Origin of the sequence: Celeribacter sp. PS-C1 (assembly GCF_019429625.1) — a bacterium.
Lineage (GTDB): Bacteria > Pseudomonadota > Alphaproteobacteria > Rhodobacterales > Rhodobacteraceae > Celeribacter.
On the sequence record NZ_JAHXRW010000002.1, the window covers coordinates 262,251 to 282,570 of the forward strand.

Annotated in this window: 21 protein-coding genes; 7 read left to right on the forward strand and 14 right to left on the reverse strand. The window is 59.6% G+C overall.

The genetic code is table 11. The annotated features are described in order from the left end of the window. Nucleotides 1-42: 42 nt before the first annotated feature. Nucleotides 43-1,917 carry a cobaltochelatase subunit CobT gene (cobT, locus tag J5Y17_RS03870; protein WP_219783888.1) on the reverse strand — a complete coding sequence of 625 codons (1,875 nt, stop codon included), beginning with the start codon at nt 1,915-1,917 and terminating at the stop codon, nt 43-45. 227 nt (nt 1,918-2,144) lie between these two features. Between cobT and J5Y17_RS03875 the strand changes: the two genes are divergently transcribed. Beyond that, nucleotides 2,145-2,753 carry an NADPH-dependent FMN reductase gene (locus J5Y17_RS03875; RefSeq protein WP_219783889.1) on the forward strand — a complete coding sequence of 203 codons (609 nt, stop codon included), beginning with the start codon at nt 2,145-2,147 and terminating at the stop codon, nt 2,751-2,753. Between the two features lie 87 nt (nt 2,754-2,840). On the opposite strand, the gene J5Y17_RS03880 is transcribed toward J5Y17_RS03875, so the two are convergent. The 3 genes from J5Y17_RS03880 to cobS all read right to left on the reverse strand — a co-directional run bounded on the left by J5Y17_RS03880 (nt 2,841) and on the right by cobS (nt 4,862). After that, complete coding sequence (locus J5Y17_RS03880; RefSeq protein ID WP_219783890.1) at nt 2,841-3,146, reverse strand: hypothetical protein; 306 nt, start codon at nt 3,144-3,146, stop codon at nt 2,841-2,843. Nucleotides 3,147-3,366: 220 nt separating this feature from the next. Further along, the gene (locus J5Y17_RS03885) at nt 3,367-3,741 is read right to left on the reverse strand and encodes a hypothetical protein (protein ID WP_219783891.1); all 375 of its coding nucleotides are present in this window, start codon (nt 3,739-3,741) and stop codon (nt 3,367-3,369) included. Nucleotides 3,742-3,893: 152 nt separating this feature from the next. Next, nucleotides 3,894-4,862 carry a cobaltochelatase subunit CobS gene (gene cobS / locus J5Y17_RS03890; RefSeq protein ID WP_219783892.1) on the reverse strand — a complete coding sequence of 323 codons (969 nt, stop codon included), beginning with the start codon at nt 4,860-4,862 and terminating at the stop codon, nt 3,894-3,896. Nucleotides 4,863-5,087: 225 nt separating this feature from the next. Here cobS and J5Y17_RS03895 point away from each other — a divergent pair, with 225 nt between their 5' ends. Both J5Y17_RS03895 and J5Y17_RS03900 read left to right on the forward strand, forming a co-directional pair. Further along, nucleotides 5,088-5,648: a fasciclin domain-containing protein gene (locus J5Y17_RS03895; RefSeq protein WP_219783893.1), complete on the forward strand. Its 561-nt coding sequence runs from the start codon at nt 5,088-5,090 to the stop codon at nt 5,646-5,648. Nucleotides 5,649-5,779: 131 nt separating this feature from the next. Continuing rightward, nucleotides 5,780-6,751 carry a DUF808 domain-containing protein gene (locus J5Y17_RS03900; protein ID WP_219783894.1) on the forward strand — a complete coding sequence of 324 codons (972 nt, stop codon included), beginning with the start codon at nt 5,780-5,782 and terminating at the stop codon, nt 6,749-6,751. A 63-nt stretch (nt 6,752-6,814) separates the two neighbouring features. On the opposite strand, the gene J5Y17_RS03905 is transcribed toward J5Y17_RS03900, so the two are convergent. After that, complete coding sequence (locus tag J5Y17_RS03905) at nt 6,815-7,450, reverse strand: J domain-containing protein (protein ID WP_219783895.1); 636 nt, start codon at nt 7,448-7,450, stop codon at nt 6,815-6,817. 69 nt (nt 7,451-7,519) lie between these two features. Between J5Y17_RS03905 and J5Y17_RS03910 the strand changes: the two genes are divergently transcribed. Further along, nucleotides 7,520-7,777: a BolA family transcriptional regulator gene (locus tag J5Y17_RS03910; RefSeq protein ID WP_219783896.1), complete on the forward strand. Its 258-nt coding sequence runs from the start codon at nt 7,520-7,522 to the stop codon at nt 7,775-7,777. Between the two features lie 9 nt (nt 7,778-7,786). On the opposite strand, the gene J5Y17_RS03915 is transcribed toward J5Y17_RS03910, so the two are convergent. The 4 genes from J5Y17_RS03915 to gatB form a co-directional block, all read right to left on the reverse strand. After that, complete coding sequence (locus J5Y17_RS03915) at nt 7,787-8,230, reverse strand: DUF4177 domain-containing protein (RefSeq protein WP_219783897.1); 444 nt, start codon at nt 8,228-8,230, stop codon at nt 7,787-7,789. A gap of 92 nt (nt 8,231-8,322) precedes the next feature. After that, nucleotides 8,323-8,589: a hypothetical protein gene (locus tag J5Y17_RS03920; RefSeq protein ID WP_219783898.1), complete on the reverse strand. Its 267-nt coding sequence runs from the start codon at nt 8,587-8,589 to the stop codon at nt 8,323-8,325. Between the two features lie 67 nt (nt 8,590-8,656). After that, nucleotides 8,657-9,142, reverse strand: a complete 486-nt coding sequence (locus tag J5Y17_RS03925) for a thioesterase family protein (RefSeq protein WP_219783899.1) — start codon at nt 9,140-9,142, stop codon at nt 8,657-8,659. Between the two features lie 60 nt (nt 9,143-9,202). Continuing rightward, nucleotides 9,203-10,720, reverse strand: a complete 1,518-nt coding sequence (gatB, locus tag J5Y17_RS03930; protein ID WP_219783900.1) for an Asp-tRNA(Asn)/Glu-tRNA(Gln) amidotransferase subunit GatB — start codon at nt 10,718-10,720, stop codon at nt 9,203-9,205. Between the two features lie 257 nt (nt 10,721-10,977). Between gatB and J5Y17_RS03935 the strand changes: the two genes are divergently transcribed. After that, nucleotides 10,978-11,613 carry a transglycosylase SLT domain-containing protein gene (locus tag J5Y17_RS03935; RefSeq protein WP_255571841.1) on the forward strand — a complete coding sequence of 212 codons (636 nt, stop codon included), beginning with the start codon at nt 10,978-10,980 and terminating at the stop codon, nt 11,611-11,613. Here the strand turns inward: J5Y17_RS03935 and J5Y17_RS19135 are convergent. Further along, nucleotides 11,597-12,766: a Hint domain-containing protein gene (locus J5Y17_RS19135; protein ID WP_255571842.1), complete on the reverse strand. Its 1,170-nt coding sequence runs from the start codon at nt 12,764-12,766 to the stop codon at nt 11,597-11,599. The two genes, J5Y17_RS03935 and J5Y17_RS19135, sit on opposite strands and share 17 nt — an antisense overlap. A gap of 444 nt (nt 12,767-13,210) precedes the next feature. On the opposite strand from J5Y17_RS19135, the gene J5Y17_RS03945 reads away from it, so the two are divergent. Next, nucleotides 13,211-14,341: an aminotransferase class V-fold PLP-dependent enzyme gene (locus tag J5Y17_RS03945; protein WP_219783901.1), complete on the forward strand. Its 1,131-nt coding sequence runs from the start codon at nt 13,211-13,213 to the stop codon at nt 14,339-14,341. Nucleotides 14,342-14,515: 174 nt separating this feature from the next. On the opposite strand, the gene J5Y17_RS03950 is transcribed toward J5Y17_RS03945, so the two are convergent. The 3 genes from J5Y17_RS03950 to J5Y17_RS03960 form a co-directional block, all read right to left on the reverse strand. Further along, complete coding sequence (locus J5Y17_RS03950; RefSeq protein WP_219783902.1) at nt 14,516-15,736, reverse strand: FAD-dependent monooxygenase; 1,221 nt, start codon at nt 15,734-15,736, stop codon at nt 14,516-14,518. 108 nt (nt 15,737-15,844) lie between these two features. Continuing rightward, a complete protein-coding gene (locus J5Y17_RS03955; RefSeq protein WP_219783903.1) occupies nt 15,845-16,075 on the reverse strand; it encodes a hypothetical protein in 231 nt (76 codons plus the stop codon). Between the two features lie 142 nt (nt 16,076-16,217). Then, nucleotides 16,218-16,868, reverse strand: coding sequence for a pyrimidine 5'-nucleotidase (locus J5Y17_RS03960; protein WP_219783904.1), 651 nt, complete (start codon nt 16,866-16,868; stop codon nt 16,218-16,220). 140 nt (nt 16,869-17,008) lie between these two features. Between J5Y17_RS03960 and J5Y17_RS03965 the strand changes: the two genes are divergently transcribed. Further along, entirely contained in the window at nt 17,009-17,653 is a 645-nt protein-coding gene (locus J5Y17_RS03965; RefSeq protein WP_219783905.1) for a GntR family transcriptional regulator, read from the forward strand. Here the strand turns inward: J5Y17_RS03965 and J5Y17_RS03970 are convergent. Continuing rightward, a complete protein-coding gene (locus J5Y17_RS03970) occupies nt 17,650-20,055 on the reverse strand; it encodes a glycosyltransferase family 2 protein (protein WP_370628851.1) in 2,406 nt (801 codons plus the stop codon). The two genes, J5Y17_RS03965 and J5Y17_RS03970, sit on opposite strands and share 4 nt — an antisense overlap. Nucleotides 20,056-20,320: the final 265 nt, after the last annotated feature.

The following is a 20,320-nucleotide window of genomic DNA, read 5'->3' on the forward strand; positions in this document are numbered from 1 at the left end:
TTTCAATGGTCCTTCATTGCAGTTAAAATACTCATGTAGCGCTCAGGAGGCGCGGCGCATGCCCATCACACGCGCGCGGGCACGCGGGTCGCTGTCGAACAGCGAGGCAAGTTGCTCCGTCATCGCACCCGCCAGTTGTTCGGCGTCGGTGATGGTCACGGCGCGGTCGTAATAGCGGGTCACGTCGTGACCAATGCCGATGGCCAAAAGCTCTACCTGACGGCGCTTTTCGACCATGGCGATCACATCGCGCAGGTGTTTTTCCAAATAATTCGCTGGGTTCACGGACAGCGTGCTGTCGTCGACCGGGGCACCATCGGAGATCACCATAAGGATCTTGCGCGCCTCGGGCCGCGCACTGATCCGACGATGCGCCCATTCCAGCGCCTCGCCGTCGATGTTTTCCTTTAGCAAACCCTCTTTCATCATCAGGCCCAGATTGGCCCGCGTCCGGCGCATTGGCGCATCGGCGGATTTGTAGATGATGTGGCGCAGATCATTGAGGCGGCCCGGCTGTTGCGGACGGCCTTGGCTCAGCCATTCCTCGCGCGACAGCCCACCTTTCCACGCCCGCGTGGTAAAGCCCAGTACCTCGACCTTGACGTTGCACCGCTCCAGCGTGCGGGCCAGAACATCGGCACAGATCGCGGCAATCGAGATCGGACGCCCGCGCATCGAGCCGGAGTTATCCAGCAAAAGCGTCACCACCGTGTCGCGGAATTCGGTGTCTTTTTCGACCTTGAACGACAAGGGCGTCGTCGGGTTCGCCACCACACGCGCCAGACGTCCGGCGTCGAGAATCCCCTCTTCGAGATCGAACTCCCACGAGCGGTTCTGTTGCGCCTGAAGACGGCGCTGCAATTTGTTTGCCAGACGGGACACGGCGCCTTTCAAAGGCTCAAGCTGCTGGTCGAGATAGGCGCGCAGGCGGTCAAGCTCGGCGGGTTCTGCAAGCTCTTCGGCCATGATTTCTTCGTCATGCTCAGAGGTGAAGACCTGATAATTCGGGTCGGCGTCAGAGATGGGCGCGGGCTGCGGCGGCTCGACGTCGCTCTCGTCTTGCGGCAGCTCGACTTCCTCGGAGAACTCATCATCGGCCATGTCATCGGAGGATACGGAGGCCTCCTGCATGTCCTGTTGTTGCTCTTGCGTGTCTTCGGAGCTGGCTTCGTTCTCGTCGTCCTGTTCCTGCTCTTCGCCCTGGCTGTCCGGCTCTTCTTGCTGTTCCTCGGTCTCGGCGCTTTGCTCTTCTTCCGGGTCGGTCTGATCCGGGTCTTCTCCCAACTGATCGCCGTAGCCCAGCTCTTCGATCACGCGGCGGGCGAGGCGGGCAAAGCCCTTTTGATCTTCGAGCAAGCTGTCGAGATCCTCGAAGGTGTCCGTGGTCTGGCCGTCGATGAAGTCGCGCCAGAGACCGAGCACATTGTCAGCACCTGCGGGCATCGTCCGTCCGGTGGCTTTTTCGCGCAGGTAATAGCCCATCGCCTGTGCCAGCGGCGCGTCTTCGCGTTTGGTGATGCCGTCATAGCCCCGGCGCATCGCATCGTGGCCGATCTTGGCGTCGATGTTCTTGCCGGTGCCGGGCATGAAGCGCGCGCCAGCTGCCTCACAACGCGCGGTTTCCAATGCGTTATAGATGTCATAGGCCATCTGGCCCGGAGGCGCGTAGCGTTGGAATGTCGCCTGATCGTGGAACTTGTGGCGCAGCGCCAAGGCGTCTGCCGTGCCGCGCGCGATCAGCACCTCGTCTTTCGACATCCGGCGCGAGACTTGCGGCAGGCGCACGGTGTCGCCTGAAATCCCCGAGGGGTCCATCGAATAGGTGACAGTCAAATCGCTATCGTCGGCGAGGACTTTCGTCGCTTCCGCGAGGGCTTTTTTGAACGGATCGGCCGGGTTGTCAGAGGGCTTGGTCATAGGCTCGTTAAATCACGCGTTTTGAGGCCGGGCAAGCGAAAGAGACGTGTAGGGATGCGGCTGGGGATGCGACGAAAAAGGCGGCATTCGCAGGGGTGCACATGCTTTGTAGTTCTTACGCACACAATGGTGGGTTGAAGCCTTTGTTTGTGCGCATTTATTTAGGTGGCAAGACACATCACCTCCTCCTCCTCTCCCTTGATGTGCAGATGCAAAAGGAAATCCCTATGTCCAACCCGAAAATTGCCATCGTTATTGGCTCCACCCGTGATGCACGTTTCGCCGACAAACCGGCGAATTGGCTGTTCGCGAAAGTTAAAGACCTCAGCTCTGATCTGGATTTTGATCTCGTCGATCTGAAAGACTACGACCTGCCGATGTTCAACGAAATGGCGTCGAACCTATGGATGCCGTCCACCGACGCGAAAGCCATCGCATGGCAGGAAAAAATGGCCGAATATGACGGCTATATCTTCGTGACCCCGGAGTATAACTCCTCGATCCCGGCTTCGTTGAAAAACGCGCTGGATCAGGCTGGTAAGGAGTGGGTACGCAAACCCGCCGCCGTCTTCGGTTACGGTGCCGTCGGTGGCGCGCGTGCGGTCGAGCACCTGCGTGCGGTCGCGATCAACCTTCAGATGGTGCCGGTGCGCTCCGCTGTTTACATCTCCGGCTCCGACTTCTTCAAAGTGTCCCCGCTGGGCGCCAATGCCGAGATGTCGGAAATCGAAGCAGGCATTCTGCCCTCCGTCGAAGCCATGCTGGGCGATCTGACCTGGTGGACGCATGCGACGAAAGCGGCCCGTGCAGAAGGAAGCATGGAAAAAGCTGCGTAAATTCTGAGTTTCTTTGATCTCTAGAAAAATTAGGGAAAAGGCCCGTCGTCTCGGCGGGCCTTTTTTCCAACAGTGCAGCTCTTGTGCTCAGCCGCCGAGCAACATTCCGCGACACTGCCGCATGTTCTCCGCCGCCAATACCTTGGCGCGTTCCGCTTCGCGTGGATCAAAGGAAAATCGCGAGACCGCCAGCAATTCGCTCTGCGCTACATGGCCAGCGATGCGCAATTCCTCATAGGCGGGTTCGGCCTCCGGAGTGATGAGGGCCGCCAAAAGCTCCTGCATCGCCTTCTTTAAGGCGTGAAGTTCGCGATCCTCGTGATGTTGCGCTTCCGCCGACAGGCGCCCTGCACAATAGGCAAATTCACGCGCCAGAGGATCGTCTGCAGGCAAGGGCGCTGCTCGCAGCGGCGAAATGATTGAAAGTGTGAGACAAAAGACGGCAGCAGATTTTCCGATCCAGTCCCTTGTGCGGGGCCGGGAGAGAGAGAGGGAGTCTGTGCGTGCGTGTCGTGCCATGGCCTTTGTCTGTCGTGGAAATGTTACAATGAGGCTAGGCGGGATTCGCTATTCTGGCAAGTATTTTGTATATACTTTTGCTATACCTTTTTTCTTAGCTCAAAATCATGGCGCGACAGTGCGCGATTTCGACCTCCGCCCTTTGCTGTGCGATTGCCGCCTCGTCAGGGCCTGTCCCAAACCACATCCGCGTCAAAAGTTCGGCATGAGCGACTTTGGCGACCAGCCGCAGGTGCAGCACCTCGGGCCCCTTTTCGGGTGGGGTGACGGCCTCAAGAAGAGAAATCATCGCCAGGCGCTCGCGCGCGATCTGGTCGCTGTCGATTCCTGAAAACATCCAGCTGAATTCCAGCTCCGCCGAAAACCGCCCCGCGCAATAGGCAAATTCGCGCAACAGAGGGGCCGAGGTGATGCTGTCCCCAACCGGAAGGGCCGGGGCGGGCAGGGCCGCGATGAACCAATTGATCATTGCGGCGGTTATGCTGGATAGCCATCGCATTCAATCAGTATAGCAGAAATTGCTTTCGCTTGCCTTAATAGCGATGCGCGCTCTGTGAAGTCGTTGATCTAAAAGAAAAAGCGGACCCGAAGGCCCGCTTTTGATCTCGCATTTTGCGGGGGTTAGCCGGCCACTGAGGCCGCCGACTCGGGCAGTTCCTCGTCAAAGCAGCGCTGATAGAACTCGGCCACAGTCTGGCGCTCAAGCTCGTCGCATTTGTTGAGGAAGGTCAGGCGGAAGGCATAGCCCACATCGCGGAAAATCTCTGCGTTCTGCGCCCATGTGATCACAGTCCGCGGGCTCATCACGGTCGACAAATCGCCGTTCATAAACGCGGTGCGGGTGAGATCGGCGACGGTCACCATCTGGCTGATCGTCTTGCGGCCTTTTTCCGTATTGTAATGCGGGGCTTTCGACAAAACGATGTTCGCTTCCGCATCATGGCTCAGATAGTTGAGCGTTGCCACAAGGCTCCAGCGGTCCATTTGCGCTTGGTTGATCTGCTGCGTGCCGTGGTACAGGCCTGTCGTGTCGCCCAGCCCCACGGTGTTTGCCGTGGCAAAGAGGCGGAAATACGGGTTCGGCGTGATAACTTCGTTCTGGTCGAGAAGCGTCAGCTTGCCGTCCGCCTCCAACACGCGCTGGATCACGAACATCACATCGGCGCGGCCCGCATCATATTCGTCGAAGACGATGGCGCAGGGGTTGCGCAGCGCCCAGGGCAGGATGCCTTCCTGAAACACGGTGATCTGCTTGCCGTCCACGAGTTTGATCGCGTCTTTCCCGATCAGGTCGATCCGGCTGATGTGGCTGTCGAGGTTCACACGCACCGACGGCCAGTTGAGGCGCGCCGCCACCTGTTCGATGTGGGTGGATTTGCCGGTGCCGTGATAGCCCTGAACCATCACGCGGCGATTGTGGCTAAAGCCCGCAAGGATCGCCATTGTGGTGTCGGGGTCGAATTTATAGGTCGGGTCCAGTGCGGGCACGCGGTCTGTGGCCTCAGCAAAGCCTTTCACCGTCATGTCGGTGTCGATGCCGAAAACATCGCGCACGGAAATGGTTTCGGTCGGTTTTGCGCTCGCGTCCATGATCTTGCCCGTTTTGCTTTTTCACTCACCTGACTTCTTGCCCTGTCGAGGCGTCAGGTGCAAGGGGCAGTGCGCCGCAGATGCACGCATTCTCCGCCATGGCCCTGTGCAAAGCCTCACGGCGGTGTGATCCACCGTGAAAAGGTACCGGTGATCCGCGAAGAGATCCGCCCCGTAGCCCCCATAACCTTGACATTGGGTTGAGGGAGAATAGGGAGAGATTACATGAAACGCACATTCATTGCCGCCGCCACCGCGACGCTTTTGGCCACCACCGCATTTGCGGACAACCACATGGCCAAGAACCCGATGGTAGGCGGCGCGGAGATGTTCTCCGACAAGACGATCGTTGAGAATGCCGTGAATTCCGCCGACCACTCCACGCTTGTCGCTGCCGTTCAGACCGCGGGTTTTGTCGAGACGCTGTCAGGCGAAGGCCCGTTCACTGTCTTCGCACCGACCAATGACGCCTTTGCGGCGCTTCCCGAGGGCACGGTCGAGACCTTGCTTCAGCCGGAAAACAAAGATCAACTCACCAAAATCCTGACCTGCCACGTGGTTGCCGCTGACGTGATGTCCGAGGCGCTTGTCGGCATGATCAATGACGCGGGCGGCACCTATGAGATCGCCACAGTAGGAGGCTGTACGCTCAAGGCCATGGTGACGGACGGCATGGTGATGATCGAGGATGAGCAAGGCGGTGCTGCCACCGTGACCATCGCCGATGTGGATCAATCGAACGGCGTCATCCATGTGGTCGACAAGGTGCTTTTGCCGGCCATGTAATCCCTTCGGGGTTCATGCGGGAGCGGGGTGCGTATTATGCGCATCCCGCTTTTTTATGAGCTGCGGGTTGGCCTTTCGGGCGCTTCATGCCTACATACGGGCCAGTGTAGTTTTTCTGTGGGGACAATAAGATGAGTGGCCTTCTGGCGCTTTTGGACGATGTCGCGGGGATCGCGAAAGTGGCGGCGGCCAATGTGGACGATGTCGCAACGCAGGCGGCGAAAGCCTCCGCCAAGGCCGCCGGTGCCGTGATCGACGACGCCGCTGTGACGCCGAAATATGTCCACGGGTTCGCCCCCGCCCGCGAATTGCCCATCGTCGGCAAGATTGCTCTGGGCTCGATCCGCAACAAATTGCTGATCCTTCTGCCTCTTGCGCTTTTGCTGTCGAGTTTCGCGCCGTGGCTGATCATGCCACTGCTGATGCTTGGCGGGTCCTATCTGTGTTTTGAGGGCGCCGAGAAGGTCTATCACCTGTTCAAACCCCACGCGCCCCATGCTGATGGCCAGCCCGCCAAGGGCGATCCCGCCCATCTCGAAGAGCAAAAGGTCGCGGGCGCGGTGAAGACCGATTTCATTCTCTCCGCCGAGATCATGACGATCATTCTGTCTGCATTGGATCCGGGCCTGTCCGTCTGGTTCGAGGCGGGCGCTCTGGCGCTGGCGGGCATTTTGATCACTGTGGTGGTCTACGGCAGCGTGGCGTTGATCGTCAAAGCCGATGATTTCGGGCTCTGGCTCGCGCGTGTCGGGCGGCTCTCCGCCACCCGCGCTCTGGGGCGTGGCATCGTGAAATTCATGCCGCTGTTGATGAAGCTTCTGATGATCGTCGGCACGGCGGCGATGATCTGGGTCGGCGGCTCAATCGTGATCCATGGGATGCACGAACTGGGCCTTCATCGCCCCTATGAAGACATCCACCATATCGCCGAGGTGGCCGCCCATGCGGTCGAAGGCGCGGCGGATTTCGTCAACTGGTTTGTCACAGCGTTTTTTGATGGCATTTTCGGCCTGATCTACGGGCTGATCCTGATCCCCATCGTGGCCAAGATCATCAACCCGCTGATCCGCGCGGTCACGGGCAAAAAAAGCGCCGCTCATTAAAGTCATTCTCGTCCTACGAAAAAGCCCCGCAAACTTGCGGGGCTTTTTTGATGCTTTAATGATTTACTTGAACCAGCGGCTTTCCTTGAGCTGGTCCCAGGCCCAGACCACCTGTTGCAACTGCTCCTCTTGCGAGCGGTCGCCGCCGTTCACGTCGGGGTGCAGCACCTTGATCAGGGCGCGATACTGTTTCTTGATCTCGGCCTTGGTCCAATGGTCCTTGGCTTCCAAAATCTCGATCGCCTGACGCTCCACCGGCGGCAATTTGCGAGTCGGCGCGGAAGGGTCCGACTTTCCGGGGTTGCGCGTGGCGTTGTCGCCCAGCACCTCATGAGCATCGTCGATGCCAAGGCGTTCCCAAGCGCGTTGCTCGACCGATTTCTTGCCAAAGGGCTTGGTCGGGCGGTCGCCGGTTTGGGACGATTTATAGGCCGCATCCATCTCGGCCTCGGTCGCATTGGTGAAGAAATTCCACTGCAGATTGTATTCGCGCACGTGTTCCTTGCAGAACCATTTGTACTCGTCGAGGTGGTCCGGGGACCGCGGTGCACGGTATTGGCCCGCTTCCTCGCAGCCCTCCCATTCGCATTTGCGTTTGGAGGTCTCGAATGCGCCGGACATACCTCTGCGGCCACCGCGTTTGTTCTTTTTCGCGGAAGATACCGACATATCAAAACCGAAGGGATCTTTTTTATCCATCTGCCTCAACCTTTTCGACTCGGACGCAAGACTTTAGATGAGAACGGGAAAATGGAAAAGGGGCCGATGATGACAATTGCCGATCAAATGCGTGAACGTTTGCAAAATGCTTTTGCGCCCAGTGAGTTGCTGGTCGTGGATGACAGCGCGTCTCATGCGGGCCATGCCGGAAATCCGGGCGGAGACGGGGAGACCCATTTCAACGTGCGGATCAGATCAAGCGCCTTTGAGGGCCAGTCCCGCGTGGCCCGTCACCGTATGGTGCACAAAGCGCTGGGGGATTTGGTGCCGCGCATTCATGCGCTGGCGCTTGATCTTGATGTTTAACCGCTGAGATCAGGACTCGCGGTCTTCGGCGATCTCGTCGGCCACATCGGGGGCGACTTTGCGTGCCTCGGCTCCGGCGCCTTTCTCGGCTTTCGCGGGGAAGGGCACGGAGGGCGGCGGCGTGTCGCGATCTGCGGCGAGAGATTTGCGCGGTTTCATCGTCTCGTCTTGTTGCAGCGTCTCTTCCGAGCTCAGCGTGGCACCCAGACTTGCCGCTTCACTCAACGCGCGGCGAAACACCAAGACAGTGTGATAGTTCACGGTTTTGGACGTGATCCCCGCGCGCTCTTCCATCGGCACCAGATCTGCACGCAGATACTCCCAGCCGTCGCGGCCTTTTTCGTTCAGCAGGCTCTGCATCGCTTGCGCGATCCGCGCTTCGGGCGTTTTTGCCGCTTTGGATTTCTCGCCTTTGCGCGGGGCGGGCAGGGTCAGGTATTCGTAACGGGGCATCGGGCGTCTCCTTGTTGCCCCCGGTGTAGCCGATCCCCGGAAGGGGTCAAGTGCGCGCATATCACATGCGCGTTGAACCGCTTTTGCCCCGATCAGGGTTTGGGGAAGGTGCCGAATTCCGGTTTGTCGGTAGCAAAGATGCCGAAGTCGCTTTCGCGGCGGAAAATCGGCACGGCTTGTTTGCCCTCCACGCCGCTCAGGGTGAATTCATCTGAGCGCAGATAGGTCCAGCCGCCGCCGGCCATGGCGTTCAGCCGCACGGTAACGTCATCGGCAAGCCGCGCCTGCGGCGTCTGCGCAGCAGAGCTGGCTTCGCCCTCATGGGGCGCGGGAATGGCGATATATTCGTAATGCGACATGGCGATCTCCCTTCAGAGATAGCCTTGCGCGAGAGGATTTAACGGAGGATAGACGCGGCAGTCCCGGTCAGGCGGCCTTGTTCGCCAGAGAAATCGCACGCCCCGCCTGTGCCGGACGTGGCAGGGTGCTATGAGCCTGCTTCAGCGCCGCGAGATTTTTCGCGATCTGCGGCGGGAAGGGCACGACGCGCGGGCCAGACATGTCGATATGCAGCAGCAACTCTTCGGCGGTCGCTGCGATCCAGTCATCTTCGTGGTGAATCTCATGGAACAACACCATGCGTTTTGCATCGAAGTCCAAAAGCTGCGTCTGCACCCGCACCCGGTCGCCGAGTTTCAGTTCGCGTTTGTAACAGATATGCACTTCGGCGGTGTAGCTCGTGTGGCCCTTGGTCTTGGCGTAGGTCTCCCCAAGCCCGATCAGCGGGTACATCTGATCGCCGCCCAAATCCATGATCACTGCGTAATAGGCCATGTTGATGTGACCGTTGTAATCGACCCATTCGGGGCGGACGTCGATCAGCGTGGAGATATGCGGAGTGGGCAGCGTCATTGGGGCTCCTTACATGAGAAAGCCGCCCCAAAAGGACGGCTTTCTCAGTTTGGGATCGGCTCAGAGACCGAGTTTGGTCTTGACCAACTCGTCCACCGCTTTCGGGTTGGCCTTGCCGCCGGTGGCTTTCATCACCTGACCGACGAACCAGCCCGCGAGTTTCGGGTTGGCTTGGGCCTTTTCGACCTGCGCCGGGTTGGCGGCGATGATCTCATCCACGGCGGCCTCGATGGCGCCGGTGTCGGTCACTTGTTTCATGCCGCGCGCTTCGACGATTTCGGCGGGGTTGCCGCCCTCGGTGTAGACGATCTCGAAGAGGTCTTTGGCGATCTTGCCGGAGATCGTGTCCACTTTGATCAGCTTGACGATTTCGCCGAGTTGCTCCGGGCTAACCGGGCTTTCCGCGATGTCGGTGTCGTCCTTTTTCAGACGGCCGAACAGCTCGTTGATCACCCAGTTGGCCGACAGCTTGCCATCTTCGCCGACGGCGACGACTTTCTCAAAGAAATCGGCGTTCACCGTGTCGGCGGTCAAGACGCCAGCGTCATATTCAGACAGGCCGAAGTCCTTGACGAAACGCGCCTTTTTCTCGTCCGGCAGTTCCGGCAGGCTTTTCGCGATGTCGTCCACCCACGCTTGTTCGATCTCCAAGGGCAGGAGGTCAGGGCAGGGGAAGTAGCGATAATCGTGTGCTTCCTCTTTCGAGCGCATCGAGCGGGTTTCGTTCTTGGCCGCGTCGTAAAGACGGGTTTCCTGATCGACCGTGCCGCCGTCTTCGAGAATGGCGATCTGGCGACGGGCCTCATAGTCAATGGCGGCCTGAATGAAGCGCGTGGAGTTCATGTTCTTGATCTCGCAACGGGTGCCCAGATGCGAGAAATCCTGCGTCTCTTGGTATTTCTCATACTGACCAGGACGACAGACCGACACGTTCACGTCGGCGCGCAGGTTTCCGTTCTGCATGTTGCCATCGCAGGTGCCCAGGTAGCGCAGAATCTGACGCAGTTTCAGCACGTAAGCGGCGGCCTCTTCGGGACCACGAATGTCGGGGCGCGAAACGATTTCCATCAGCGCCACGCCGGTCCGGTTCAGGTCTACAAAAGACATGGTCGGGTCCATGTCGTGGATCGACTTGCCGGCGTCTTGTTCGAGGTGAATACGTTCGATCCGCACCTTGCGGGCGACACCCGGCTCCATATCGACGATCACTTCGCCTTCGCCAACAATCGGATGGTAAAGCTGGGAAATCTGGTAACCCTGCGGAAGGTCAGGGTAGAAATAGTTCTTACGGTCAAAGGCCGAGAACAGGTTGATGTCGGCCTTGAGACCCAACCCCGTACGCACGGCTTGCTCGACGCAATATTCGTTGATCACCGGCAACATGCCCGGCATCGCCGCGTCCACGAATGACACGTTCGAGTTCGGCTCATTGCCGAATTGCGTGGAGGCGCCGGAGAACAGCTTGGCCTCTGAGGCCACCTGCGCGTGAATCTCCATCCCGATGACGAGTTCCCAATCCTCTTTCGCACCTGCGATGGTTTTCACTTTCGGTGCGGCATATTCGAGATGGTCAAGCATGGGCGTGTCCCTGATCTGATCGAGCTTTTCTGGCGTTCTAGGCGGTCTCAAGCCCATGGGCAAGAGGGGGCGGGAGCTCAGGCTTTGCAAAGAGGGTGTTCCCGGGCATATATAGAGGACTTGCTGATAAAAGGTGATGTGGTGTGACAGGGGTGTCGAAAAGGATCGTTGGGGCTGCCTGCGCACTTTTAGTGACTGCGGTCACTCCCGTTTGGGCCTCTGACACCACTTCAACCATGTCGGCGCCGGTTTTGCCCATGTCGGCCAGCCCTGTGCCCATCCCGCGTCCCTATGAAATCCGCATGCCCAAGCTGCGTTGGAAAAACCAAGCGCGAGGGCCCGCCTGGACCCGTGCGGCGATGCGGGCGGTGGCCAGTCATGGGCAGGGGCTGATCAAAACCGTGCCGGGGGACATTCACAATTGGTGCCCGGGCTATGCCACCCAAGACGAAAGCGGGCGTGCGGCGTTCTGGGCCGGGCTTCTCTCGACGCTCTCCTATCACGAAAGCACCTGGCGCGAGACGGCGGTCGGAGGTGGCGGGCAGTGGTTCGGTCTGGTGCAGATCGCACCGCCCACCGCACGGCACTACAATTGTCGGGCCGGCACGGGCGAGGCGCTCAAGGATGGCGAGATGAATTTGGCCTGTGCGGTCAGGATCATGAACAAAACCGTGGCGCGTGACCGGGTGGTTAGTCAAGGTATGCGCGGTGTCGCCGCCGATTGGGGGCCGTTTCACTCCAGCAACAAACGCGAGGACATGCGCCGCTGGCTCTCCGCGCAGCCGTTTTGTCGCCCGATGTTGAAAAGCTCGCCGGTGCCTTTGCCGCGACCGGTGTCTGTAGATGGCGATTTGGCCGAGGATGTGAAAGCTGCGCTCAGCTCGCCTTTCTGACTGGCAATCTTCTGATGGGCAAAGGTTTAAGCGTTTTGAGGGCTTTGGCTTCCCAGGATTTCAGCTCATAGCGAGACAGTTCGTGGTGGGCCGCGTGGTCTTCGAATTGCGGGAAGAGGGTCAGGATTTCTGAACGCGCTTCATCCGAGACGGCTTTGAGCGCTTCTTTCCCGGGGTAGAGGCTTTCGGTTGGGCAGGCTTCGGCAAAAATGATCTGATGTGCGTCAAAAAGCATGTGGAAATACTCGACCATGCCCGTGCCTCTGCCGTCTTCGACGATGCGGATGCTGTGATCGTTGACCAGATGCTTGGCCGCGACCAAGACGTCGCGTTCGCCAAACAACACCTCGGCCTGTGGGCCACGCACCAACATGCGGTGGTTTTGGCTCACCCACATGTCGCGCAGGTTGCCAAGCGCGCCCATGCGGATCAGCACAGGCGCAAGTGCCCCCTTGGCGGGCACCTTGCGCGAGCCTATCCAACGAATGGGTTGTGGTCCCTGATCCAACGTGTTGACCAGGTCGCCCTCTTGAAGTGTCTCGATAAACCGGGGGCCTTCGGGCGTGTCGATCAATGTGCCTCGGGCGAGGCAAATCACCTCATCATCGATGGCGTTATTGATAATCTCTTCGGCGAAGATGTTGTTGTCGATGTTGAAATTGCCATCGCCTTCATTGTCGATCTCACCGTCGCCGTCATAATCCATATCGGTCTCGTGGTCGATCTGGAGGATCGGGCGCAATTCGCTCAAGTCTTGCCCCGGCGCGATCAACACGTTGCTGAGGCTTGGCCCGCCGTCCGAGGATACAAGCACGCTGGCATCGAACCGAAGATAGGTGTCGCCAAGACCCGACAGATCGCTCTGGATCGTCGCGGTCAGGCCGGAGGATATCGGTTCATAGGTGTAGAGCACATTGCCGTTCAGGTAATCTGCGGGGCTGTCATAGACGACGATTGAGATAATCTGGCTCGACCCGGACACCTCGCCATCGGTGACATTCTCCACCGTGATGACGATGACGTCGTCCTCTTCAAAGGGCATAGAGCCGTTGTGGATCATCACATGCCCGCCGTTGCCGCCGCCGTGGTTCGTGCCAACGGAGACATCATCGAGAAGCGAGCCCCCCATCACGAGGATTTCTTCAGTCGGCATCGCACGCGCTCCCTCTGAAGGGGCGAGAGGTGCGGAAGATACACGCGCGCAGAGACAGGCCGCCGCGAGTCTCACGGGGCGGGCCATAGGTCCTACGCAGGATGGGCAGGCCCATCACGATGCATTCTTCGGTCGGCATGACTGCTCTCTGCCTGTATGTTCTGTCCGGTCTTTGCCGAACACTCTGCCTCTGTGTGCCGCATCTCGTTTTTTTGCGGATGTGGTCTTTTATTTATGCCTTAGGATAACGCCTTGTTCTTTTGCCTGTCCGGTGCTCTTTTGGCCCGATACACGGCATAGCGTCTTGCAATGGACTATGACGGGCAGAAGGGCTTTGTGTCTAGCCCCGTCTCATTCGGCGTGCTGTATCCGTGGCCTTTGTGCCACCGAACACGCGCAACCTATGCTTTGATGAAGATCTGGCTTTGCCCCGAGGAGGACCCCATGACCGCTTTGCGCCCCGAAATCGACCCCGATGGCTTGCTCGAATTTTCGGTCGTTTTCACCGACCGTTCGCTCAACCACATGTCGAAAGTCTTCCAGGCCGTGATGACTGACATTCACGACACGCTCTGCGAGGTCTATCACGCCGACACGGCCGTGGTTGTCCCCGGCGGCGGCACCTATGCGATGGAGGCGGTCGCGCGCCAAATCGCCGGTGGCGAAGACGTCATGGTGATCCGCAACGGTTTCTTTTCTTTCCGCTGGTCACAAATCTTCGAAGCGGGCGACATCCCGGCCTCACAGACCGTGTTGAAAGCGCGCCGTGTCGGCAATGAGCCGACCTCCGCCTTTTTGCCTGCGCCTTTGGAAGAGGCTGTCGCCAAAATCCACGAGCTCAAACCCGCCGCCGTCTTCGCGCCGCATGTCGAAACCGCCTCCGGAATGATCCTGCCCGACGCCTATATTCGCGCGCTCGCCGAGGCTGTGCATGCTCATGGCGGGCTTATGGTGCTCGATTGCATCGCTTCCGGCTGTGCTTGGGTTGATATGAAAGCGACCGGCGTCGATGTGCTGATCTCCGCGCCGCAAAAGGGCTGGTCTGCCCAGCCTTCCGCCGGTCTGGTGATGCTCTCTGAACGCGGTATCGAGGCCGTGAAATCCCGCCAAAGCTCGTCTTTCGCGATAGATCTCGGAAAATGGCTGACGATCATGGAGGCCTATATGGGCGGAGGCCACGCCTATCACGCCACCATGCCGACGGATGCGCTCCGTGCCTTCCGGGACGCCATGCTGGAGACCAAGGACTACGGCTTTCACAAACTCTCCGAGGCGCAATGGGAATTGGGCCGACGTGTACGACATCTTCTGGCCGAGCGCGGGTTCAAATCCGTCGCCGCCGAGGGGGTCGAGGCGCCGGGTGTCGTGGTTTGCTACACGGACGATCCGTCCATCAAAACCGGCGCGGCCTTTGCCGCCCACGGGGTGCAAATCGCGGCGGGCGTGCCGCTTCAATGCGATGAGGGCGACAGCTTCTCGACCTTCCGTCTTGGGCTGTTCGGGTTGGACAAACTCTATGACGTCGATGCCACGATCACGCGACTTGAGGCGGCGCTGGATGCGGTGCAGGGCTGAGGGTCTTCTTCTTGGCTCAAATACTCATCCGGCCAATCGGTTTTGAGTATTTGTAGCAGCAAAGGAAACACAAGCTGATACGTTTAGACCCTTTCTCACGCGTTAACCTTAATCTGATTAACCTTAACGCGTGAGAAACATGAAGCAGAGGTGAGGGGCAGGAACAGGGGCGCCTTAGATCGGCCCCAACCCCGCTTCCATCACCTTGCGCCGCACCGGGCGCAGGTCATGCACCGCCTTCAGCCCCAAAAGCCGCACCGCGCGCAGGATGTCATCCTCGGAGCGCACCACGCGGTTGAACAGATCGACCACTTTGGCCCGCGCGGCGATGTCGCGACGCCGGGTCTTGGCATAGGCATCCAGCATGACCTGACCGCCAAGGCCGACCGGATCGTTCTCAGCCAGCGCCAACAGCTCCGCCAGATCGTTCAATGACGTGTTCAGCCCTTGCGCGCCAATCGGCGGCAGCACATGCGCGGCCTCGGCGATCACCGCGACGCGTTCGCTCGACAGCCGATCGGCGAGCTGGGTGATGATCGGGAAAATGCCCCGGCCAGAGGCCAGTTCCAGCTTGCCAAACAGCCCTGCGGAGCGCGTCGTCATCGTGTCGTTGAAGGCGCCGACGTCCATGTTCAACAGCTCAGTGGCATAGGGGCCTTTGTTCATCCAGACGATGGCGGAGGCATGTTTGCCGTCGATGTCGGCCAAGGGCACCATGGTGAACGGCCCGCCTTCGCGGTAGATCTCTGTCGAGACATTGTGATGCGGCAGCTCATGGGTGGCGGTGAAGGCCAGCGATTTCTGACCGTAGCGCGTGGTTTTGACGCCGATCCCAGCCGCCTCACGCACAGGGGAATTGCGGCCATCGGCTGCGACCACCAGTTTGGCGCGCACGGTTGTGCCATCGGTCAGGGTGACGCGGGCCTCGCTGGTGCGGGTGAAGAGGCTTTTGAACCCCACGCCGTAGCGCAGCTCGACGTTCGGGATATCGGGTACCGCACGGGCCAACTCGCGGCGGATCACCCAGTTCAGAAAATTCCAGCCAAAGGGCTCGTCGCCACTTTCTCGGCCTTCGAACTGCCGTTCCGTGCGGATCACGGCAGGGGTGCCGACTTCACCAGGAAGCGTGTCAACGATGCGCAGTGCCTCGAGCGGCGTCGCATGGGGGGCCAGCGTGTCCCAGATGCCGATGCGTTTGAACAGGTCGCGCGCAGGGCGCAGGAATGCGGTGGAGCGCAGGTCGGAACTGGCCTCATCGCCAGTGATGACGGGCTGCGACGGGTCGATCATGAGGGTTTTAAAACCGGAGGCGCCAAATGCCGCCGCCGCAATCAGGCCAGCGATGCCGCCGCCAGAGACCAATACATCTACCGTGTCATTTTTGGGGGATGTCATGGCCGGGCCTCCTTTGCGTGAGCTTTGCCTCAGAGATAGGTGCAAAAGAGGGGATTGTCCAAGGGGCAGAGGCGTCTTTGCGCTGCCCCTCGGGATCGTCGTTTAGGTTCAGCGACCCATCGTCAGAAGGATCAGCACCAGATAGATCACCGGCACGGTCGCGACGGCGGTCACGCCCAGAACCCAGGGACCGATCGTGAAAGCGCCGTAAATGACAGCGGCCAGAACCGCGACAACCACCAGCAAAAACAGAGCCACACCGCGCGGCGTAGCCTCGCCACCTTCATGGTGGTCATGGGCGTCGTGGGACAGGGTAATGTCGAGAGTTGCGTCGGTCATGTGCGTGCTCCGCGATGTAAGGGTGTGAGTCTTTCGGATTTCGACCGGAGATATGTGACGGCATGCGCTACGTCACGGCGACGCTTTGACGCAGGCGATTGATTTGGGTCAATCCGGCTTGGGGAAATCCGACGGGGTCAGGTCACATGAGGTCGTGCAGGAACCGTGCCAGATCACTGGTGTGGTGATGAATGTGGGGCGCAGGGGGATCGAGAGGCGAGGGCGCGACATAGACCGTTTTCATCCCGAGCTTGAAGGGCACTTCGAGATTGCGCGGATCGTCCTCGAACATTGCAGCCTCTGTCGGTGTCACACCGTCGAGGCCCAGCACCGTGTCAAAGGCCTCTGCACGCGGTTTGGGATGAAACTCAGCGTGTTCAATGCCATAGACCGCGTTGAAAATTCCGGTCAGCCCGCGCGCTTCAAGCACGCGTTCGGCGTAGGGTGCAGACCCGTTTGTGTAGACGATCTTGCGCCCGGGCAGGTTTGTGATCGCGGATTTCAATTCCGCATCACGCGACAGCCCTGAAAAGTCGATGTCATGCACATAGGTGAGATAGGGCAGCGGGTCGGTGCCGTGTTTCGCCATCATGCCCGAAAGCGTGGTGCCGAACTCGCGCCAGTAATCGCCGCGCAGGCGGTTGGCCTCCTCTTTGGAGACGTTTAACTCGCGTGCTACCCAGTCGGTCATCTTGACCTCGATCTGGGAAAACAGCGCGGACTCAGGCGGGTAAAGCGTGTTGTCCAGGTCGAAAACCCAGGTTTTCACGTGAGAGAAATGATCGGCTACCATGCGCCCTGTGTTAAAAGCCGCCTGAGGCACATGCAAGCAGACTTCTGATTGAGATTGATTGCTCTGTTAGCGCTTGATCGTCGGCGCTCTGCATGGCTATGGTTTGGGCCTGCCCGGATGTGCAAAAAGAGAGATATGAGATGAAAGACCCGCGCGCGAGCCAGAAAGATGCCTATGGGCTGATCCTTGAGGCCATCGACACCGGCGTCTATCGCCCCGGCGACCGTCTGGTCGAAAGCGAGCTGGCGGATCGCTTTGGCGTGTCCCGCACGCCCATCCGAGAGGCGTTGCAGCGGCTCGAGACCCAATCCATGCTCACCCGCGACGGGCGGTCGTTGATTGTGGCCTCTCTGGATCACAATCAGATGGCCGATCTCTATGTTGTGCGCACCGAGCTTGAGGGGCTGGCGGCGCGTCTCGCTGCGCGTCATGCCACCGCAGAAGAGGTCCGTGTGCTGCGCGATATGGTCGAGGAAGACCGGGCCCTCATCGGCCAGCCCGAGCCGATGTCACGCGCCAATCGCCGCTTTCACAAACAAATCCACCTCGCGTCGCACAACAAATACCTCGTGCAACAGCTTGATCTCGTGCATCGCTCCATGGCGCTTTTGGCGACAACCTCTTTGGCCGCAGAAGGCCGTGGCGAGGAGGCGATCAAGGAGCACGACCTTATCGTTTCCGCTATTGAGGCGCGCGATGGGGAGGCGGCGCATAAGGCGCTTTCCGATCACATTTCGAAAGCCTTTGTGACCCGACTGAAAATCGACGCTGAGAAAGTGCGCTAAGCTAGGGCGGTGTCGGGGGCGGAAGTGATGCCTGTCTTGTCTGAGTATCCCGGAACGAATTCAGGTGCATCCGCGAAGGCAGCGATATTGGCCCATTCCGGCGCACCGGGTGCGTTGACGGCGGGCGGCTGAGCCGAAGTCGACAAGACTCCGACGACCGCAGTTGGCTGCGGTGTCGATCGGTTTTCCGGTTGAGGTGCCAGGCGTAGGCGATCGGGGTCAATCGCCAAGGCTGCGGCCTTAATGGCACTGCGTAGAGTGGGCGTCTCTGCGCCGCGCGACAGGTCCAGTCCAAAGGTTAGTCGCCGTACGGGGATAGGGGCTGAACCGCAGTTGGGTTGTTGCAATTGCTCAAAAACAAAGTGTCGCGGGGCTTCCGCCACTTCGCGCAAAAACGTGGGAGCCTCGTCGCGGGCCGGGTAGAGGACGCGTGGAGGAACTTTCTGTGCGCTGGTGGGAGGCGTGAGAGGTGTTTTTAACAAAAGAGGCGCGTTCTCGATGGTCTCAGGGGCAATCGGGTCTGTGAGCACAAGAGGGGGCTCCATCTGATCTTCATGAAAGCCGTGATCGTCGATGCCATGCGCGGTCTTGTCCCAATAGTAGGGTTTCGACACGACTTCCCAAAGCCCCTTGAGCGCCGCGAGTGTCGCGAGCGGGTAATAGAAATGCAGCGTTGGCACCCAGAGCCAGAGCCATTTGTGTTTCGAGGTTGAGGTGGCGACCATGCTGGTGGCGATGGTGATCACTTCCGAGAACAGGAAAACCGCGCCGAGAACCACCAAGAGATCATGCGGTAGCACCCCGCGCATCGGATGCGGCAGGCCCAGTGGGAACATCCAGAAGGACCACAGAAACGGCGCCAGCACGAATTGCGACAAGGCGCCGAGGAACAGCGCCTGCACCCCGAAGAACCGCCACGGCCCCAGATCGCGCCAGAGCTTGCCGGGCTTTTGCATGTGCATCGCGTAGGTCATCGCGTAGCCCTTGAGCCAGCGCGACCGCTGTTTGATCCAGGGCCAGAGACGACAGTTGGCCTCTTCTTCTGTCACCGTGTGCAACAACTCGGTGCGGTAGCCATGACGCGCCAGACGGATGCCGAGATCGGCGTCCTCGGTCACGTTATGCGCGTCCCAACCGCCCAGCTCTTCAATGGCATCGCGACGGAAAAATAGCGTCGTGCCGCCCAAAGGCACCGTCAGCCCCATTTTCTCATAACCCGGAAGGATGACCCTAAACCAAGTCGCATATTCGACGGTAAAACAACGCGATAGCCAGTTGGTGCGGGCATTGTAGAAATCCAGAATGCCCTGCACACAGGCGACTTGCGGGTCGGCCTGCGCGAAATGCGCGGCGACTTTGTGGATCTGCTCGGGCTCGGGCGCGTCTTCGGCGTCATAAATGCCCACAATCGAGCCGCGACAGAAATCCAGCGCGAAATTCAAGGCGCGCGGTTTGGTTTTGACTCCACCACGCGGCACGATGATTTGCCGCATCCAGCGCGGCAGATCGGTGCCTGCGATGGCCTCTTGCGTGATTGTGTCATCTTCTTCGACCACGAGACAGATGTCCAACAACTCGCGCGGGTAATTCAGCCGTGACACACGTTTGATCAGCCGCGTGGCGATTTCGCGTTCCTTGAAAAGAGGCACCATGATTGACACGATGGGCAGAGCGGATTTGATGCGTTTGCTGGCGAATGTGCTTTGTCGTGTCTTTGAGTTGCGCGCCTGAGCAAAGGCGGCGGCGAGTTTGAGCGCGGTGGAGATCACCAGTGTGATCACCGCCCAAGAGGTCAAAAGGATCGCCGCCGTCAGCGGCGAAATCAGCGCAATGAGCAGGCCCACAATTGCCAAAGACGAGATCAGCCGCGTCAGCTTGCGAATGTCCATCTCGCGGCAGCTCTCATGGGCCGCGACGCGGGTCTCGGCTTGTGACGCCAAACGCCGTTGACGTGATTTCAACAGCGCTTCGTGCAGCGCGGTTTCCGAGGTCACGGCGAGGCGCACCGGGCCGAAAATGACGGTCAGGCGCGGGCGCAACTCCTCGAATTGTTCAGGGCGACAGGAGGCGATCAGAACCGTGCCACCCGCCTGTCGCCAGGGCAGAATTCCACGCCGCAGGCATTCGTCGGCGCCGATGCGATCGATGAGGCGCACATCGGGCGGACTTTGATCGAAGTGGGCGATCTCTGCGTGGAACTGGCGGGCCAGTGCGGTGTAAAGCGCGCGCTCGCTGACCATGCCGTGGGCCAAAAGAATATCGCCGATCCGCACGTCTTCGCGTTGACGCATGGCGGCAGCGCGGACCAGATCGCCGGGGGCAAGCTCTCCCATGTCGACAAGGATTTGACCGATGGGTTTACGGCTGCGGTGGCGTGGGATGAGAGACGGGGCGGGGGACACGCGCTCTGCGGGTGACAACAGAAACGGGGCTGCGGTTTCCCGCTGCCTTTTGAATGCCGGAAACTGTTGATGCCTGTCAAAAGACATCTGACCCCCGCTGTCCATTTCGGATCGGGCGCATCCCGATCGCTCTCCGGCAACTTGAAGGGGGCTTGGTTAACACTGCGTTAACCGTGACTGTGAAAGTGGCAAATGCAGTGTGCAGGACACGAAAAAAGGCGGGGCAAACCCGCCTTTCGTTAACCTTTTGCACGTCTGTCCGTGC